Raw genomic sequence first — 17,553 nt, 5'->3', positions numbered from 1 at the left:
GTAGTCGCCTGGCTGAATTTCGTCCCCGATATGCCGACTTGTCCCCGGGCGTTGTTTCGCCGCCTTGGCGGAATTCTTACCTCCGTCAAGAGGCGCGCGGCGGCGGTGACGGGGGTCGGCGAGGTGGTCGCAGGTGTGAACAGAGGCGTGTTCGGAGCTGCCCGGGGCGAAGTGTTGGAAGCTGTGGGAATCGGTGTGTTCGAAGGTGTCGGAGACCGTGCCCTCGAAGGTGTCGGAGACCGTGCGCTCGATGGTGTCGGAGACACCGGGGTGCGAGGGTGCCCGGCGGTCTCCGGGGTGTGGTCAGCGGCCGAGTCGGTGGAGAACCTCGCGTGGGCGGTTGGTGATGATGGCGTCGACGCCCAGCTCGACGCAGAGGTCGACGTCCTCGGGCTCGTTCACCGTCCACACGTGCACCTGGTGGCCCGCGCTCTTCAGGCGCTCGATGTACGCGGGGTGGTTGCGCACGATCCGGATCGAGGGGCCCGCGATCCGGACACCGGACGGCAGCCGTCCGTCGCGCAGCCGGGGCGAGACGAACTGCATCAGATAGACCGACGGCAGCGTCGGGGACGCGGCCCGGACGCGGTGCAGCGAGCGCGCCGAGAAGCTCATGATCCGTACCGGTGACTCGGCGGCCGACTCCGGGGCGTCCAGGCCGAACCGCTTCAGCAGGACCAGCAGCCGCTCCTCGACCTGGCCCGCCCAGCGGGTGGGGTGCTTGGTCTCGATGGCCAGTTCCACCCGGCGCCCGGCGTCGGCCACGAGTTCGAGCAGACGTTCAAGGGTGAGGACGGAGGTGTCCGCCCGGTCCTCGGGGGCGACCTCCCAGTCGGGGGCCTCGTCGCCGCTGTGCCAGGAACCGAAGTCCAGGGCGGCCAGGTCGGCGAGCTCCAGGGCGGAGACCGCGCCCCGGCCGTTCGAGGTTCGGTTGACGCGTCGGTCGTGGACACAGACGAGGTGGCCGTCCGCCGTCAGCCGGACATCGCATTCGAGGGCGTCCGCGCCGTCCTCGATCGCCTTCTTGTACGCGGCCAGGGTGTGCTCGGGGGCTGCCTCGGAGGCCCCCCGGTGGGCGACGACCTGAATCGGGAGCTGTCGTGCGTGGGTCACCGCGTCATGGTGCCACCGTGGAGGGGTACGCGTGGGGCGGTGGTCGTGGAGGGCCGGGTTCATACGCACAGTACGCGCCATTAGTCCTATAGATCCTATATAAAGGATGGCCCCGGACGCACAGTCACCGCTTATGGTGCCCTGACGGCTCGTGGGAAAAGCTGACCCCATACAAAACTCAGGCACAGCCGGATGTGCGACCAAGAACAGTCGACCGCCGACAAGGTGAAGCCGTGGATCGAGGAGAAAAGCTGTGAGCACCGAGAACGAGGGCACCGCGGTACCCCCGGCCCCGTCCGCACCTCCCGTGCCGGTGGAAACTCCCGCTGCCTCCGCGCCGGCCCCGGCGCACGAGCCGAGCGCGGCACCGGCGGAGACCACCGCCCCGGCGGCCCCGGCCGGAGCCACCGCCGACAACGAGCCGACGACGCAGCTCCCGCCGGTCCCGCCGACGGCCCCGGAGCCGGGTGCGACGGCGGTACAGCCGCAGGTGCCGCAGGCGGAGCAACCGACGGCACAGCAGCCGACACCCCACCAGCCGACTCCCCACCAGCCGCAGCTGGTGTCCGCAGGGGCGCCCGGTTACGCGGCGGCCGCGGGCCAGGGTCAGGGTTACGGCATGGGCCAGGCCCCCGGAGGCTACGGACAGGCACCCGGCGGTGCCGGGTCCTCCGCGCCCGACTCCGCCTGGCCGCCTCCGGCGCCACCGGCCGTCCCGTCGTACGCGGACAACGGCGGCGGCGCGTACGCGGACAGCGGCGGCGCGTACGGGAACGCGGGCGCGGCCGGAGGAGCCGGCGGCGCCGGCGGTCCCGGAGGCCCCGGTGACGGCGGCTGGGGCTCCTCGTGGCAGCAGACGCAGCAGCCGGCCCCCAAGCCGGCGGGCAACAAGCGGGGCGGTCTGATCGCCGCGATCCTCGTGGCGGCGCTCATCGCGGGCGGGGTCGGCGGCGGCATCGGCTACACACTGGCCGACCGCAACGACAACTCCACCGGCTCCACGACCGTTTCGGCCTCGCAGAACGGCGGTGACGTCAAGCGCGCGGCCGGCACGGTCGCCGCCGTGGCCTCCTCGGCGCTGCCGAGCACGGTCACCATCGAGGCGTCCAGCAGCGAAGGCGAGGGCGGCACGGGCACCGGCTTCGTGTTCGACAAGGAAGGCCACATCGTCACCAACAACCACGTGGTGGCGGAAGCCGTCGACGGCGGCAAGGTGACGGCCACCTTCCCGAACGGCAAGAAGTACAACGCCGAGGTCGTCGGCCACGCGCAGGGCTACGACGTGGCGGTCATCAAGCTGGAGAACGCCCCGTCGAACCTGCAGCCGCTGACGCTCGGCGACTCCGACAAGGTCGCGGTGGGCGACTCGACGATCGCGATCGGCGCGCCCTTCGGCCTCTCCAACACGGTCACCACGGGCATCATCAGCGCCAAGAACCGCCCGGTGGCCTCCAGCGACGGCTCCTCCGGCAGCAAGGCCTCCTACATGAGCGCCCTGCAGACCGACGCGTCGATCAACCCGGGCAACTCCGGCGGCCCGCTCCTCGACGCGCGGGGCAACGTCATCGGCATCAACTCGGCGATCCAGTCCGCCAGCAACGGCAGCTTCGGCTCCGGCCAGGCGGGCTCCATCGGCCTCGGCTTCGCCATCCCGATCAACCAGGCCAAGAACGTGGCCCAGCAGCTGATCAGGACGGGCAAGCCGGTGTACCCGGTGATCGGCGCCTCGGTCTCCCTGGAGGAGGGCACGGGCGGGGCGAAGATCACGGAGTCGGGCGAGGGCGGCGCGGGCTCCATCACCTCCGGCGGCCCCGCCGACAAGGCCGGCCTCAAGCCCGGTGACGTCATCACCAAACTCGACGACCACGTCATCGACAGCGGCCCCACCCTCATCGGCGAGATCTGGACCCACCTCCCCGGCGACAAGGTCACCCTCACCTACACCCGCGACGGCAAGACCCGCACGGCGGACGTCACCCTCGGCGAACGCCAGGGCGACAGCTGACCCCGCTCACCGCCGCCCCTTCGTCCCGTCGTCCCCGTACCCCTCGGCCATCCGCCTCGGGGGACGGGGACGGCGGCATCAGGTCGACATCAGGTCGACATCACGTCGGCGTCAGGTCGGCGTCAGGTCGGGGGCTCCCACGGTGGGATCAGCACGGCCCTGAAGTTCTCGCCGCCGTACATCGACTCGTAGTAGATCTCGACCATCAGACGCTCACTGACGAGCGTCCAGAACCACGCGTGCTCGGCGCGGTCGAAGTCGTCGAAGAACAGCAGGTGCACGACTTGGCCGGAGAGCACGGGAACACCTGGCTGCAGCGTCGACACCTTCGGGCGGACCGAGTGCCCCTGTGTGAGCCGCCGGTATGTCTTCAGGTCCCACTCCCCCAACACCTCGCCGTCCACCCGCACCACGCTGCTGGTGACTATGGCCGGACCGAGACCGGCGTTGACGAGCTGGATCCCCGTCCTCGATCCTTCGAAGGTCAGCACCCGCCGGATCTGCAGGAGCGGTCTCACCGACTGACGATTGTGCGACCGGATGCTTCGCGATTCCGTGAAACTCACCCAGAGCGAAGCGAGTGCGATCACGGTCGCCGACACAGAAATCACGGTCTCCGGCTTCATGGGCCCCTCCCCCCACCACAGTTGTAGCCGGTCACCGCGCCGCCGTGCACCTGTCGCGGACCGCCATCCCATGATCATGACCGCAGCCGGTAGTCTGTAGCCGCTCCGGGCCAGGTGGGCCGGGGCGTAGGTGGGTTGCCCGAGCGGCCTAAGGGAACGGTCTTGAAAACCGTCGTGGCGCGAGTCACCGTGGGTTCAAATCCCACACCCACCGCCAGGTGAACGGTCCCTGACCAGGTAAGACGGTCAGGGGCCGTTGTGTTGACGGCTGCTCGCCGACAGCCCTGACGTTCCCGTGATTCCCCGGCCTGGCGCACGAGTGGGGCACGCGATCCGAGCGGTAGGGCACTTGCCGCTTTCAGGGATGTCCCGGTTGCGGGGCGCCCCTTCGTCGGCGGTTGGGCGGGGTTACGAGATGCGGTCTGTGGGAGGGGCGCGGATTCTGGTGGGGACGGTGTAAACGGCGGAAGGAGACGCTATGTCTGTGATGGGCAAGCTCAAGCACATGCTGAAGGGCCATGAGGACCAGGCCGGGCAGGGCATCGACAAGACCGGTGACTTCGTCGACGGGCGGACGCAGGGGAAGCACAGCGGTCAGGTCGACTCGGCGCAGGAGAGGCTCAGGCGGCAGATGGGCTCGGAGCAGACAGGGCAGACAGGGCAGACAGGGCAGACGGGGCAGACGGGGCAGACCGACACCGGCCGCGAGGACCCGCCCCGGTAGTGGTGGCGTGATGGTGCCGTGGTGGCGGCGCGGCTGACGGGGCCGTCAGTCCTACTCGCCCTCGTCGGCCGCGGCCGTCTCTCGCGCCGTGATGATGTTCGAGCGACCGGCGACCGGCGACCGGCGACCGATGAGAGACCACCGGCGACCGGCGACTGGCAACCGGCAACCGGCGACCGATGACAGACCACCGGCGACCGGCGCGCGGAATCGCGGGTGCCGGCCGGTCGCGCGTCGCGGCTGGGGCACGCCTTCACGCCCGTCGCCCCGACATCCGTGCCGCCGAAGCGATCGTCGACCTCGCCTCCCGTTCCGTGAGCCCCGTGTGTACGGCGGCCTCGACCAGCGCGTTCGTGAGGTCGGGGCCGAGGCCGTTCTCGTACGCGCGGCAAGCCGCCCAGAAGAGGCGGGTGTTGCGCTGGCCCTCCTGGGCGGTCAGGACGAAGTGGACCAGACCGTGGCCGTCGCCCCGGCCGCCGGATGTCTGGGAGGGGCTCGTGCGCGGCGGTGGCAGCAGGAGGCGGAGCAGGGCTGGCGGGCAGGGGGCCGGCGGCAGGTGGGCCGTGCCGGGGGCCGTGCTGTAGACGCCGTGGTCGGTGCGGGAGCCGGGGCCGACGAGGTAGCCGCCGGCGCCGCGGATGTCGATGCCGGGGGCGAGGCGGCTCGCCGAGTTCGGGACGACGACGTCGGGCGGGCCGGTGAGCCAGAGGTGGCGGCCGCCGCTGGGGGTCACGACGACGACCGTCTCGGGGATCGTGAAGAGGTGGCGGAGCGCGAGCTCGCGCAGGGCCGTCGAGGAGTCCGTGCCGGATTTCGTGTCGAGGTCGATGCCGATCAGATGGTGGGGGCGGAGGCCGCAGGCGATGCCATAGCCGGTGGCCCAGGGGGCGGCGGTGAAGAGTTCGCGGATGCGGCGGGGGTCGGTGGAGGCGTCGTGGACGCCGTGGCCGAAGCGGCCGCACTCGCCGTGACAGGGGGAGGGGGAGGGAGACGGGTCGTCTCGGTGGGGGGAGCGCAGGGCCGGGAGCTTCGCGCGGGACAGCGGGATCACCGCCAGTCCGCGTTCGGCGGCGGAGAGGGCGTGGGCCAGAGCCAGGGTGCCGGCCTGCCGGTCTGTGGTGGCCATGTTTCTATGTTCGTACGTGTGTTCGATAAAGGGAAGGGGGTGCGAGGAGCGCTTTCGGTCGTCGGAGGTCAGTGCGCGGGGTGGCTGGAAAAGTGCCGGAACGCTTCGCCCCTTGCGTCACTTGATCTTGCTGCCGCTCGATGGGCGCATCGCTCCTGAACTGGGAGTTCCTTGATCCATGGGGGTTTATCGACTTGTCATCACGCTTCAGGGGGAATAGGGGCTTCCGGGGTGGTTCGCCGGGGATTCGGTGGGCAACTCTGGATTCGCGACGTCGAAGACCCGCACCGAGGCGGTCGGCCAACTGCCCCGGGGCAACCCGTACTTGCGTGAAGGACCCCTGGAGGAAGTGCACATGGCAAGCATCCGTACAGCCCGCGCTCTCGCCGCCGTCTCGGCGCTCCCGCTCGCCGCCGCCCTGTTCACCGGCGTCGCGTCGGCCGACAACGGCGCCATCGCGGACAACGGATCGAACGCCGGCGTGGCGAACATCGTCGGCAGCGGTGTCGGCCGCGACAACAGCGGCAACTCGTCGACCTCGCAGCAGCAGGCGAACGGCTCGGGCGCCTCGAACCAGAACAACACCGCCCAGGTCAACGGCTCCGGCCTCACGGCGATCGACCAGGAGAACGCCGTCGTCAGCTTCACCAACCTCTGGTGAGCGGGCCGAGGGCGGGCCGGGCGGCCGAGGGTGGGCGGATGAGGTCGCCCCGGCCCTGAGGCCTCAGGGCCCGACCCTCGGGTGCGGGACGTGTGGGACATGTTCGTGGGGTGAAACACGCCTGTGTGGCGGTGCTTCGGCACCGCCGCACAGGCGTTTCCGGCGACGTCGTGACCTTGACAGTTGGGGCGACCGCTCCTTCAATCTGACGGACAGTCAGAAACGTGGAGGGGGCTGCGGCACGATGGTCGAGGACCTGTCCGTACGGCTCAAGGCCTACGAGGGGCGCGCGGCCGTCCACGGCGGCCGTGGCAAGGATCCCGTCAACTCGCCCATGATCCGGCACTGGTGCGAGGCCATGGGGGACACCAACCCCGCGTACACCGGACCGGGGGCCATCGCGCCGCCCACCATGCTCCAGGTGTGGACGATGGGCGGGCTGAGCGGGCACGAGACCCGCGCGCCGGCGTACGGCGAACTCCTCGCGCTGCTCGACGGCGCCGGGTACACCTCCGTCGTCGCCACCGACTGCGAGCAGGAGTACCTACGGGCGCTGCGGCCCGGGGACGAGATCACGTTCGACTCGGTCATCGAGTCGGTGTCGGAGCGGAAGACCACCAGACTCGGCACGGGGTACTTCGTGACGACGCGCATGGATGTGCGGGCCGGTGAGGAGGGCGACGAACTCGTCGGCACGCATCGCTTCCGGATACTCAAGTACGCGCCGGCTGGTGCCTCCGGGAATCACGAGTCCCGGGAGCACGAGTCCCGGGAGCACGAGCCCAGGGAGCGAGAGCCCCGGCCCCAACCGCAGGAGCGGCCCCGCCGTCCCCGCCCCGTCGTCAATCGCGACAACGCCGGCTTCTGGGAGGGCGTCGCGCGGCACCGGCTCCTCATCCAGCGCTGCGCCGACTGCGCCACGCTCCGCCTCCCCTGGCTGCCGGGCTGCAACGCGTGCGGTTCGCCCGAGTGGGACACGGTCGAGGCCTGCGGCGAGGGGGTCGTGTACTCGTACGTCGTCATGCATCACCCGCCCTTCCCGGCCTTCGATCCGCCGTACGCCGTCGGGCTGATCGAGCTGGCGGAAGGGGTGCGGATGGTCAGCAACGTGATCGGGGTGCCGTACGACAAGGTGCGGATCGGGATGCCCGTACGGCTCGAATTCGCACGCTGTGACGAGGAGTTGGAGTTGCCGGTGTTCCGCGTGGAGGAGGAGGTGGCGCCGGTATGAGGGCCGAGGCCGGACAGGCGCTTCCGCCGCTGGAGATCGAGATCACCCGGACGCTCGTCGTCGCGGGGGCCATCGCCTCGCGCGACTACCAGGACGTGCACCACGATCCGGAGCTGGCCCGGCGGCGCGGGTCTCCGGACGTCTTCATGAACATCCTGACGACGAACGGGCTGGTGGGACGGTACGTCACCGATCATTTCGGTCCGGCCGCCGTCCTGCGCAAGGTGGCGATCCGGCTGGGCGCGCCCAACTACCCGGGCGACACAATGGTGTTGACCGGCACGGTCGAGACGACCGCCGGTCGCACGGCCACGATCAAGGTCGTCGGCGAGAACGGCATCGGCCGGCACGTCACCGGCACGGTCACGGTCACGCTCCCGGAAGCGGACGACACCCTCCCGCCCCCGGCCGGAAGCGACCCCGCCCTCCCGGCAGGAAGCGACCCCGCCCTCCCGACAGGGGATGTCGTCCTCCCGGCAGGGGGTGCCGAATGAGCGTGCGAACCAAGGACCGGCTCGGCGGGCGGGCCGCGATCGTCGGTATCGGCGCGACCGACTTCTCCAAGGACTCGGGGCGTAGCGAGCTGCGGCTGGCCGTGGAGGCGGTACGGGCGGCGCTCGACGACGCGGGGCTGGCGCCGGCGGACGTGGACGGGATGGTGACGTTCACGATGGACACGAGCCCGGAGATCACGGTCGCGCAGGCGGCCGGTATCGGCGAGCTGTCCTTCTTCTCCCGTGTCCACTACGGCGGCGGCGCCGCGTGCGCGACCGTGCAGCAGGCGGCGCTCGCGGTCGCGACGGGCGTGGCGGAGGTGGTGGTCTGCTACCGGGCGTTCAACGAGCGCTCGGGGCGGCGGTTCGGGTCGGGCGTACGGCATCGGGAACCCTCGGCGGAGGGCGTGGCGCTGGGCTGGACGCTGCCGTTCGGGCTGCTCACGCCCGCCTCGTGGGTGGCGATGGCGGCACAGCGCTACCTGTACGCGTACGGGCTGACCCCCGAGGCGTTCGGGCAGGTGGCCGTGGTGGACCGGAAGTATGCGGCGACGAACCCGGCGGCGTACTTCCACGGCCGTCCCATCACCCTCGACGAGCACGCGGCCTCGCGCTGGATCGTCGAGCCGCTGCGGCTGCTGGACTGCTGCCAGGAGACGGACGGCGGCCAGGCGCTCGTCGTGACGTCCGTGGAGCGCGCGCGGGATCTGCCGAAGCCGCCCGCCGTGGTCGTGGCGGCCGCCCAGGGCGCGGGCCGGGCGCAGCAGCAGATGACCGGCTTCTACGACAGCGACCTCACCGGGCTGCCGGAGATGGGCGTCGTCGCCCGGCAGCTCCGGCGGACCTCGGGGCTCGGTCCCGACGACATCGACGTGGGCATCCTGTACGACCACTTCACGCCGTTCGTGCTGATGCAGCTGGAGGAGTTCGGGTTCTGCGGGCCGGGGGAGGCGGCGGACTTCGTCGCGGAGGAGCGGCTGCCGCTCAACACCCACGGCGGGCAGCTCGGCGAGGCGTATCTGCACGGGATGAACGGCATCGCGGAGGCGGTACGGCAGCTGCGGGGCACCGCCGTGAACCAGGTCGCCGGCGCCGAGCGGGTGCTGGTCACCGCGGGTACGGGGGTGCCGACCTCGGGGTTGGTGCTGGGGACGGACGGGTGAGCGGTGCGCAGGTGACGCCCGGGGCGAGCTCCAGGCCTCCTCGGGTCCGGTGCCGTACACCCTGGGCAGGTGGTCTCAGGGGTACACCCTCAGTACCCCGGGGCTGTTCATCCACCTTCAGTAGGTCGGGTGTGCCCCACTCCTACAACCTGAGGGGGATTCGCCTTCGGGACCTGCGGCCGATTTGCCGGGCGGGGCCCGCTCCTAGCGTGGAGCCATGACCACACCCGTCTGCACCAGCGCTTCGAAGGCCGCTGCACCAGTGACGCGGACCCTGTCGCCCTCGGCACGATCGACCTCGGCCCGGCCGGCCCTGTCGAGCCTGACGAACCTGTCGTACCCGTCGTTCTCGGCGTACGTGAAGGCCCGCCAGCCGGTGCTGCTGCGGGCCGCCCGCTCGCTCACCGCGAACCCGTGCGACGCCGAGGACCTGCTGCAGACCGCGCTGGCCAAGACGTACGTGGCCTGGGAGCGCATCGAGGACCACCGGGCACTCGACGGCTATGTCCGTCGGGCGCTGCTGAACACCCGGACGTCCCAGTGGCGCAAGCGCAAGGTGGACGAGTTCGCGTGCGAAGAGCTGCCGGAGCCCGAGGGGGCCCAGGCCGCGGACCCGGCCGAGCAGCAGGCGCTGCACGACGCGATGTGGCGGGCGATCATGAAACTGCCGGCGCGCCAGCGGGCCATGGTCGTCCTCAGGTACTACGAGGATCTGAGCGAGGTCCAGACGGCCGAGGTCCTCGGCGTCTCGGTCGGCACGGTGAAGTCGGCGGTGTCCCGGGCGCTCGGCAAGCTGCGCGAGGACCCCGAGCTGGAACCCGTGCGCTAGCCGGGTCGTTGGTGTGTCAGGTGGCTCCGGCACGCGCGGGCTCGGGCTCGCCCGGGTGACTCCGTCTGATCGATCATCTTGCCCTCTAGTGACATACCGAGCGGTATGTGAGCAGAATCAGCACATCCGTTACCACCGCGTAGGCAGAGCCGCCCCGGGAGGACGCCGTGCTGAGCACCATGCAGGACGTACCGCTGTTGATCTCCAGGATCCTGACCCATGGACAGGTCATCCACGGGACGTCGCAGGTGATCACCTGGACCGGTGAGGGTGAGCCCGAACGCCGCTCCTACGCCGAGATCGGCGCCCGCACCGCGCAGCTGGCCCACGCCCTGCGCGAGGACCTCGGAGTCGACGGCGACGAGCGCGTCGCGACTCTCATGTGGAACAACTCGGAGCATGTGGAGGCGTACTTCGCGATCCCCTCCATGGGGGCCGTCCTCCACACCCTCAATCTGCGCCTGCCCCCCGAGCAGCTCGCCTGGATCGTCAACCACGCCGCCGACCGCGTGATCATCGCGAACGGCTCGCTATTGCCCCTCCTCGCGCCGCTCCTCCCGCACCTCAAGCCGGTGGAGCACGTCGTCGTCGCCGGACCCGGCGACCGGTCGCTGCTCGCCGGAGCGAGCGTCCAGGTGCACGAGTACGAGGACCTGATCGCCGGGAAGCCGACCACGTACGACTGGCCCGAGCTGGACGAACGCTCCGCCGCCGCCATGTGTTACACCTCCGGCACCACCGGCGACCCCAAGGGCGTCGTCTACTCCCACCGCTCGATCTATCTGCACTCCATGCAGGTCAACATGGCCCAGTCCATGGGCCTGACGGACGCGGACCTCTCGCTCGTCGTCGTCCCGCAGTTCCATGTCAACGCCTGGGGCCTGCCGCACGCGACCTTCATGACCGGCGTCAACATGCTGATGCCGGACCGGTTTCTGCAGCCCGGCCCGCTCGCCGAGATGATCGAGACGCAGAAGCCGACGCACGCCGCCGCCGTCCCCACCATTTGGCAGGGCCTGCTCGCGGAGCTGACCGCCCGCCCGCGCGAGGTCTCCTCGCTCACCCAGGTGACCATCGGCGGTTCGGCCTGCCCGCCCGCCCTCATGGAGGCCTTCGACAAGCTGGGGATGCACGTCTGCCACGCCTGGGGCATGACGGAGACCTCCCCGCTCGGCACGATCGCCCGGCCGCCGGCCCATGTCGAGCCCGACTCGGAGGAGGAGCTCGCCTACCGCCTCACCCAGGGCCGCTTCCCCGCCTCCGTCGAGGCCCGCCTCACCGGCCCCGGCGGCGAACGCCTCCCCTGGGACGGCGAGTCCGCCGGTGAGCTGGAGGTCCGTGGCCCCTGGATCGCGGGCGCCTACTACGGCGGTTCGGGCGCCGAACCCGTCCGCCCCGACGACAAGTTCAGCGAGGACGGCTGGCTGAAGACGGGCGACGTCGGCACGATCAGCCCCGACGGCTTCCTCACCCTCACCGACCGCGCCAAGGACGTCATCAAGTCCGGCGGCGAGTGGATCTCCTCCGTCGAGCTGGAGAACGCCCTCATGGCTCACCCGGACGTTGCCGAGGCCGCCGTCGTCGCCGTACCGGACGACAAGTGGGGCGAGCGTCCCCTCGCCACGGTCGTGTTGAAGGAGGGGTCCACCACCGACTTCGCCGCCCTGCGTTCCTTCCTCGCCGACGAGGGTCACATCGCCAAGTGGCAGCTGCCCGAGCGCTGGACGATCATCGAGTCGGTGCCGAAGACGAGCGTGGGCAAGTTCGACAAGAAGGTGCTGCGGAGGCAGTACGCGGAGGGCTCGCTGGATGTGACGCAGATCTAGGACGCGTCGCGGTCAGGTGAGGTGATGGTGGGGCGGTGTTTCACGTGAAACACCGCCCCACCGCCATGCGTGGGGGGATCAGTTCGTGCCGACTCGTGCCAGCAGGTCCACGATGCGGGTCTGTACTTCGGGGCTCGTCGAGCGTTCCGCGAGGAAGAGGACCGTCTCTCCCGAGGCCAGGCGCGGGAGTTCGGACTGGTCGACGGCGGCGGTGTAGACGACGAGCGGGGTGCGGTTCAACTGGCCGTTCGTCCGCAGCCAGTCGATGATTCCGGCCTGGCGGCGGTGCACCTGCAGCAGGTCCATCACCACGAGGTTCGGCCGCATCTGCGCGGCCAGCGTGACGGCGTCCGCGTCCGACGCGGCCCGTGCGACCTGCATGCCACGCCGTTCCAGCGTCGCGGTCAGGGCGAGCGCGATCTCCGCGTGCTCCTCGATGAGCAGGACGCGCGGCGGGTGCTGCTCGGAGTCGCGCGGCGCGAGCGCCTTCAGCAGGATGGCCGGGTCGGCGCCGTACGCCGCCTCGCGCGTCGCCTGGCCGAGTCCCGCCGTCACGAGGACGGGGACCTCGGCGGCCACGGCGGCCTGGCGCAGCGACTGGAGGGCCGTGCGGGTGATGGGGCCGGTCAGCGGGTCGACGAACAGGGCGGCCGGGTAGGCGGCGATCTGGGCGTCCACGTCCTCGCGGGAGTTCACGATGACGGGCCGGTAGCCGCGGTCGCTCAGCGCCTGATGGGTCGACGCGTCCGGCGCGGGCCACACCAGCAGCCGGCGCGGGTTGTCCAGCGGCTCCGGAGGCAACTCGTCGTCCATCGGCTGCGGATGCGGCCGGTCGGGGACCTCCACGGCGCCGCCGGGCCCGTCCAGCGGCTCGGGACCTTCGGCCGCGTTCTCGTCGGGTGCCCCTATGGCGTACGACCGCCCGGCACCCTCCGTACGGCCCGCCAGCCGGGACTGCCCGGCGAGGGAGGGCTGCGGCGGGAGCGGGACCTGCCCGGCGAGGGAGGGCTGGGCCGGCAGCGGGGTCTGGCCGGCGAGGGAGGGCTGCGCCGTATGCGCGGCTGCCTGCTGGGGCTGGGCCGCCGCCTGGGCGGGCGGCGGGGTCTGGCCGGTGCCGGTGCCGGTGCCGGTGCCGGTGCTGATACCGGTGCCGTTGGTCGGGGTGGACTGCGGGTGGGGGCGCGCGGACGTTTCGGGTCGGCCGACCCCCTGGGGCGGTGTCCCGAGCTTGCGGCGCCTGCCGGAACCACCGGGCTGATTCGGTGCGGGTGTGGCTCCGGTCTGGGGCTGCGTCTGTGCGCCTGCCTGTGCCTGTGCCTGTGCCTGGGCTTGCGCCTGGGGACCGCCCTGGCGGGAGAACGGGACGCCCTGGCCGAGCGTCCGCACGCTGATCGACCGTCCCTGGGTGGAGTTGGGGTCGACGGGGGCGGGAGCGGCGGCGGGGACCGGGGCGGCCTGGGCCCGAACCTGGGCTTGGGCCGGAGCCGGAGACGGAGCCGGGGCTTGGGCCGGGGCCGGGGCCGCGGCTTCGGCGGGCAACGGCTGTGCGGCGCGCGGCTGTTGCTGTACGGCGACCTCCGGCGGCAGCGGAGTGCCCGAGGAGGGGGTGGACTGCGGGGGCAGCGGCGCCTGCGGAGCGGCTACGGGGATGGCGGCCCCGGAGGTCTCCTGGCGGGGGTCCGGCCAGGACTGGGGCTGCTGCGGCTGGGGTGCGCCGGGGGCCGCGGCCGCACCCTGAGCCGGGACGGGCTGCTGGGCGCCGGGCACCCCTGGTGCGGGCACGGGCTGGGCGACGCCCTGAACCGGCTGCGCGCCCTGCACTCCCGGTACGAGGACGGAGTGACCGAGGGCTCCGGCGTGCGCGGGCACCTGCTGTGCGCCACCGGGGGCACCTTGCGGCGGGACGGCGCCTTGCGCGGCGACGGGATGTCCGACGGCGGTCTGTCCGACGGCGGTCTGTCCGACGGTGTCGGGTTGTCCTGGAGCGGCCTGGGTGGCAGCGGCCTGGCCTGTGGCCGCCTGCCCGGCGGCTGCCTGAGCGGCGCCCCCCGGGGCCCCCTGCGGAGAGACGGACTGCGCGGCCGCGATTCCTGCCGCGGCGGGCTGACCGGGAGCCACGCCAGGGGCCTGGGCGGGGACGGGCTGCGCGCCCTGTACACCCTGAACGGCTTGGACCCCTTGTACGCCCTGCACTCCCGGTACGACGACGGAGTGGCCGAGGGCTCCGGCGTGCGCGGGCACCTGCTGCGGGCCGCCCGGGACACCCTGGGCGGGCACGGGCTGTGCGGTGGCCACGGGTGCGCCCTGTGCGGGCACCGGCTGTTCCGGTCCTCCCTGCGGGGGAATCCCCTGCGCGGGAGCACCCTGGGGCGGCACCCCTTGTGCGGGAGCCATCGTCGCCACGCCGTCACCCTGCTGGGGAGCGGTCTGCCGTGCCGCCCGGCGGCGGCCCGTCGGCGTGGGCACCGGGTGCGGCTGCGGCGGGGTGTGGTCGGTCGGGTCGTGCAGCGCGGCGTCGTGGCGACCGTCGTCGGCACCCCCGGCCGGGGCACCCGACATCTGGCCCTCGACGGTCACTTGGCCCGCACCCGGGTTCTGCCCGGCACCGGCGCCTTGACCAGCGCCAGGAGCCTGCCCCACACCGGCGGCCTGACCCGCGCCGGGGGCCTGACCCACACCGGCGGCCTGACCCGCGCCGGGGCCCTGCCCGGCACCGGCCACCTGGCCCGCACCCGCACCCGCACCGGCGACGCCACCCGGCGCCCCCGGACCATTCTGGGGGACCTGCTGCCCGGCTCCGGCGCCCTGCTGTCCTCCCCCACTGACCTGCTGCCCGATCCCGGCGGCAGGCACCGGCTCTCCGGCAGGCACAACTCCCGCGGCCTGCACGGGTCCTCCGACCTGCACGGGCCCTCCGGCGGGCACCGGCCCTCCGGCGGGCACCGGCCCTCCGGCCGCAGCAGCCATACCCCCGGCCGCAGCGGCCACACCCTGGCCGCCCTCACCGTCGTACCCCGCACCCTGCGCGGGCACGGGCACGGCGGGTCCGGCCGGGCCTGCCGGCAGCGGCATGGGCGTGCCGGGCGCACCCGGTCCCGCGGGCAGGGGGAGCGGACCGAGTCCGGCCGCCTGTGCGTACTCGGGCCCCCGGTCGGCCTCGGCCGGCGGCAGCGCGAAGACCGCTCGCGCACCCGGTGCGGGCGCTGCGGCGCGCTCCTCCCCGCCCCCGAGGGCGCGACGACGGCGTCCGGTGGGCTGCTGGGCGCCGCCCGCCTCGCCGGACGCGGCGTCGTCGGCGGTCGCCTCGGTGACCGGGCTCGGCCCCGCCGGCAGCGCCGGAGGCAGAGCGTTCTGTGCCACGGGCTCCCGGCGCGCGCGCCGTCCGCCGGGCGCGGGCACGCCCTGCGGCGGCACCGTCCCGCCCAGGCCGGAGGCGGCGGCAGCGGCACCCGCCGCGTGCTCGGCCGCCGTGACGACCGCGCCCTCGGTGGCCACGGACTCACCGGCGGCTTCGGCCGAGGCGGCACGTCCACGCCGTCGCCCGGTACCTCCGGAGCCCTCGGCCTCGGCGCCCTGCGCGGGTCCGGCGGCCTCGCCGGACCCGGCTGCCGCACCGGCCGCGGCCGCCGCGTCCTCCGCCCTGCGCCTGCGCCGCCCGGTCGGGGCGACAGCGGTCTCGCCCTCCCCACCTTCGGGAGCGTCCTCGCTCTCCAGGAACGCGTCCACCGACGACCGCCGTGCCCGCCGCCGCCCGCCGCCGCCACCGGCGGCGGCCTGGTCGGGCAAGGAGACCTCGGCACCGGTCGCCATGTACTCGGGTTCGGCCTCGACGCCCGTCTCGGCGGGCAGCGCCTGCGAGGGGACCGCCCCGGCACCGCCACCCAGCGGCACCTCCAGCACATACGCGCTGCCGCTCATCCCCGGCACCTCGACCGTCTGGAGCACACCGCCGTGCGCCCGCACGATCCCCTGGACGATCGGCTGGTGCACCGGGTCTCCCCCGGCGTATGGCCCGCGCACCTCGATGCGGACGACCTCACCGCGCTGCGCGGCCGCCACGACGACGGTGTTGTCCATGTAGCCGCCGGTGGACATGGGCGCGTTGCCCGTCGCGTCGACACCGGCGACATCCGCGACGAGATGGGCGAGCGCGGTCGCGAGCCGCACCTGGTCCACCTCGGCCTCGATGGGCGGCGCGTGCACGGCGAACTGCACCCGTCCCGGCCCGACCAGTTCCACGGCCCCGTCGACCCCGGCCGCGACGACCGCGTCGAGCATGACGGCCGTACGCACCAGGGTGTCCTCGCCCGCGTCGATCCGCTGGTAGCCGAGCACGTTGTCGATGAGCGTCGTGATCCGCGAGTACCCGGCGGTCAGGTGATGCAGCACCTGGTTGGCCTCGGGCCACAGCTGCCCGGCGTCGTCGGCGGCGAGCGTGCCCAGTTCACCGCGGAGTTGGTCGAGCGGGCCGCGCAGCGAGGTGCCCAGCACGGCGAGCAGCTGCTCGTGCCGCGCGGCCAGCGCCTCGTACCGGTCCTTCTCGCGCTCCCCGAGCGCCGCGTACCGCTCGTCGCCGGCGGCGAGCTCCTCGGCGTGCTGTTCGGCCAGTTCGGCCAGCTCGGCGGCGTGCTCCTCGCGTACGCCCGCGAGTTCCTCGGCGTGCTCCTTGGCGAGCCGCTCCAGCTCCTCCGCGTGCGTCTCGGCCTCGGCGTCCTTCTCCTCGGCGAGCTTGTCGTACGGCCGCCGGTCGGTGAACGTCATCACGGCGCCGACGAGCTGATCCCCGTCGCGCACCGGCGCGGTCGTCAGGTCGACCGACACCTTCTCGCCGTTCTTCGACCACAGCACCTGCCCGCGCACCCGGTGCTTGCGCCCGGACTTCAGGGTGTCCGCGAGCGGCGACTCGGTGTACGGGAATGGGGCGCCGTCCTCGCGGGAGTGCAGCACGAGGGTGTGCAGCTCGCGTCCGCCGAGGTCACTGGCCCGATAACCCAGTATCTGGGCGGCGGCCGGATTGACGAGGACGATCCTGCCGTCCGTGTCGGTCCCGACCACGCCCTCGGACGCGGCCCGCAGGATCATCTCGGTCTGCCGTTGCGAACGCGCGAGTTCGGCCTCGGTGTCGACGGTGCCCGAAAGATCCCGTACGACCAGCATGAGCAGCTCGTCGTTGGCGTAGCCGTAACCGTCGTACGCCTGCTGCCCGTTCTCCAGATTCGCGCTTGTGACCTCGACCGGGAACTCGCTGCCGTCGGTCCGGCGGGCGGTCATCCGGGTCGGCTTGGTCCGCCCGGTCGGGTCCATGGTGTCGGGCCGCCGCATGGAGCCCGGGATGAGCCGGGAGTCGAACTCGGGCAGCAGGTCCAGCAACCCGCGCCCGACCAACGCGGTCCCGGGGGTCTCGAAGGCCTCCAGGGCGATCGTGTTGGCGTTGACGACGGTCCCATTGGCGTTGACCAGCACCAACGCATCGGGCAGCGCGTCCAGTATGGCTGCGAGGCGAGCAGCGCCTCGGGATGGCCTGCTGCTCACGAGACGCTTCCTCCCTGTTACCGCACCTTGCCGACCGCTGGGCCCATGGCCATCTTGCCAACCGGCCCGCAACGTGTCACGCGAGGGAGTCTACGGGCAGAGGTTGCGCTCGCGACGCCGGATGAGAGGGAGGTCGCACACCGAACATACGGAGATGCCGTGACTGTGCGGACGGGGGTGCCGTGACCGTGTGTTTTGCCCGACGGACTTGCCCGCGGCACAT

12 protein-coding genes and 1 tRNA gene are annotated in these 17,553 nt (G+C 72.4%); 9 read left to right on the top strand and 4 right to left on the bottom strand.

Annotated features, from left to right (window positions below; all coding sequences use genetic code 11):
* Window positions 1–303: 303 nt before the first annotated feature.
* On the bottom strand, window positions 304–1,113 hold the full coding sequence (locus tag OG272_RS24530; protein ID WP_327728842.1) for a glycerophosphodiester phosphodiesterase: 810 nt from the start codon (window positions 1,111–1,113) through the stop codon (window positions 304–306).
* Between the two features lie 253 nt (window positions 1,114–1,366).
* On the opposite strand from OG272_RS24530, the gene OG272_RS24525 reads away from it, so the two are divergent.
* Window positions 1,367–3,118 (top strand): S1C family serine protease, encoded by a 1,752-nt coding sequence (locus OG272_RS24525; protein WP_405894848.1) that lies wholly within the window; start codon window positions 1,367–1,369, stop codon window positions 3,116–3,118.
* 122 nt (window positions 3,119–3,240) lie between these two features.
* Here OG272_RS24525 and OG272_RS24520 read toward each other — a convergent pair whose 3' ends face one another.
* Entirely contained in the window at window positions 3,241–3,636 is a 396-nt protein-coding gene (locus OG272_RS24520; protein ID WP_327728844.1) for a hypothetical protein, read from the bottom strand.
* Between the two features lie 237 nt (window positions 3,637–3,873).
* Between OG272_RS24520 and OG272_RS24515 the strand changes: the two genes are divergently transcribed.
* Both OG272_RS24515 and OG272_RS24510 read left to right on the top strand, forming a co-directional pair.
* Window positions 3,874–3,961 (top strand) — tRNA-Ser (locus OG272_RS24515).
* Between the two features lie 261 nt (window positions 3,962–4,222).
* Complete coding sequence (locus tag OG272_RS24510) at window positions 4,223–4,468, top strand: antitoxin (RefSeq protein ID WP_328223588.1); 246 nt, start codon at window positions 4,223–4,225, stop codon at window positions 4,466–4,468.
* Window positions 4,469–4,721: 253 nt separating this feature from the next.
* Here the strand turns inward: OG272_RS24510 and OG272_RS24505 are convergent, their stop codons facing one another.
* The gene (locus tag OG272_RS24505) at window positions 4,722–5,594 is read right to left on the bottom strand and encodes a bifunctional DNA primase/polymerase (protein WP_327728846.1); all 873 of its coding nucleotides are present in this window, start codon (window positions 5,592–5,594) and stop codon (window positions 4,722–4,724) included.
* A gap of 355 nt (window positions 5,595–5,949) precedes the next feature.
* Here OG272_RS24505 and OG272_RS24500 point away from each other — a divergent pair, with 355 nt between their 5' ends.
* From OG272_RS24500 to OG272_RS24475, 6 genes are all read left to right on the top strand, one after another.
* Window positions 5,950–6,255, top strand: coding sequence for a hypothetical protein (locus OG272_RS24500; protein WP_405894846.1), 306 nt, complete (start codon window positions 5,950–5,952; stop codon window positions 6,253–6,255).
* Window positions 6,256–6,499: 244 nt separating this feature from the next.
* Complete coding sequence (locus tag OG272_RS24495) at window positions 6,500–7,486, top strand: bifunctional MaoC family dehydratase N-terminal/OB-fold nucleic acid binding domain-containing protein (RefSeq protein ID WP_327728847.1); 987 nt, start codon at window positions 6,500–6,502, stop codon at window positions 7,484–7,486.
* Window positions 7,483–7,980, top strand: a complete 498-nt coding sequence (locus OG272_RS24490) for a MaoC family dehydratase (RefSeq protein ID WP_327728848.1) — start codon at window positions 7,483–7,485, stop codon at window positions 7,978–7,980. Before OG272_RS24495 ends, OG272_RS24490 begins: the two co-directional genes overlap by 4 nt.
* Window positions 7,977–9,143 (top strand): lipid-transfer protein, encoded by a 1,167-nt coding sequence (locus tag OG272_RS24485; protein ID WP_326581019.1) that lies wholly within the window; start codon window positions 7,977–7,979, stop codon window positions 9,141–9,143. Before OG272_RS24490 ends, OG272_RS24485 begins: the two co-directional genes overlap by 4 nt.
* A gap of 217 nt (window positions 9,144–9,360) precedes the next feature.
* Window positions 9,361–9,972 carry a SigE family RNA polymerase sigma factor gene (locus OG272_RS24480; protein ID WP_328223587.1) on the top strand — a complete coding sequence of 204 codons (612 nt, stop codon included), beginning with the start codon at window positions 9,361–9,363 and terminating at the stop codon, window positions 9,970–9,972.
* Window positions 9,973–10,139: 167 nt separating this feature from the next.
* Entirely contained in the window at window positions 10,140–11,798 is a 1,659-nt protein-coding gene (locus OG272_RS24475) for a long-chain fatty acid--CoA ligase (protein WP_327728851.1), read from the top strand.
* 78 nt (window positions 11,799–11,876) lie between these two features.
* On the opposite strand, the gene OG272_RS24470 is transcribed toward OG272_RS24475, so the two are convergent.
* Window positions 11,877–17,330 carry a PAS domain-containing protein gene (locus OG272_RS24470; RefSeq protein ID WP_405894844.1) on the bottom strand — a complete coding sequence of 1,818 codons (5,454 nt, stop codon included), beginning with the start codon at window positions 17,328–17,330 and terminating at the stop codon, window positions 11,877–11,879.
* Window positions 17,331–17,553: the final 223 nt, after the last annotated feature.

The organism is Streptomyces sp. NBC_00104 (assembly GCF_045160825.1).
Classification (GTDB): domain Bacteria; phylum Actinomycetota; class Actinomycetes; order Streptomycetales; family Streptomycetaceae; genus Streptomyces.
Note: the sequence above shows the minus strand (reverse complement) of the source record. Positions and strands in the feature narration are given on the sequence as shown.

Excerpts from the sequence above, each read along its gene's own strand:
- OG272_RS24510 (WP_328223588.1), top strand. The coding sequence starts at position 4,223 with ATGTCTGTGATGGGCAAGCTCAAGCACATGCTGAAGGGCCATGAGGAC.
- OG272_RS24485 (WP_326581019.1), top strand. The coding sequence starts at position 7,977 with ATGAGCGTGCGAACCAAGGACCGGCTCGGCGGGCGGGCCGCGATCGTC.
- OG272_RS24500 (WP_405894846.1), top strand. The coding sequence starts at position 5,950 with ATGGCAAGCATCCGTACAGCCCGCGCTCTCGCCGCCGTCTCGGCGCTC.
- OG272_RS24480 (WP_328223587.1), top strand. The coding sequence starts at position 9,361 with ATGACCACACCCGTCTGCACCAGCGCTTCGAAGGCCGCTGCACCAGTG.
- OG272_RS24505 (WP_327728846.1), bottom strand. The coding sequence starts at position 5,594 with ATGGCCACCACAGACCGGCAGGCCGGCACCCTGGCTCTGGCCCACGCC.
- OG272_RS24490 (WP_327728848.1), top strand. The coding sequence starts at position 7,483 with ATGAGGGCCGAGGCCGGACAGGCGCTTCCGCCGCTGGAGATCGAGATC.
- OG272_RS24495 (WP_327728847.1), top strand. The coding sequence starts at position 6,500 with ATGGTCGAGGACCTGTCCGTACGGCTCAAGGCCTACGAGGGGCGCGCG.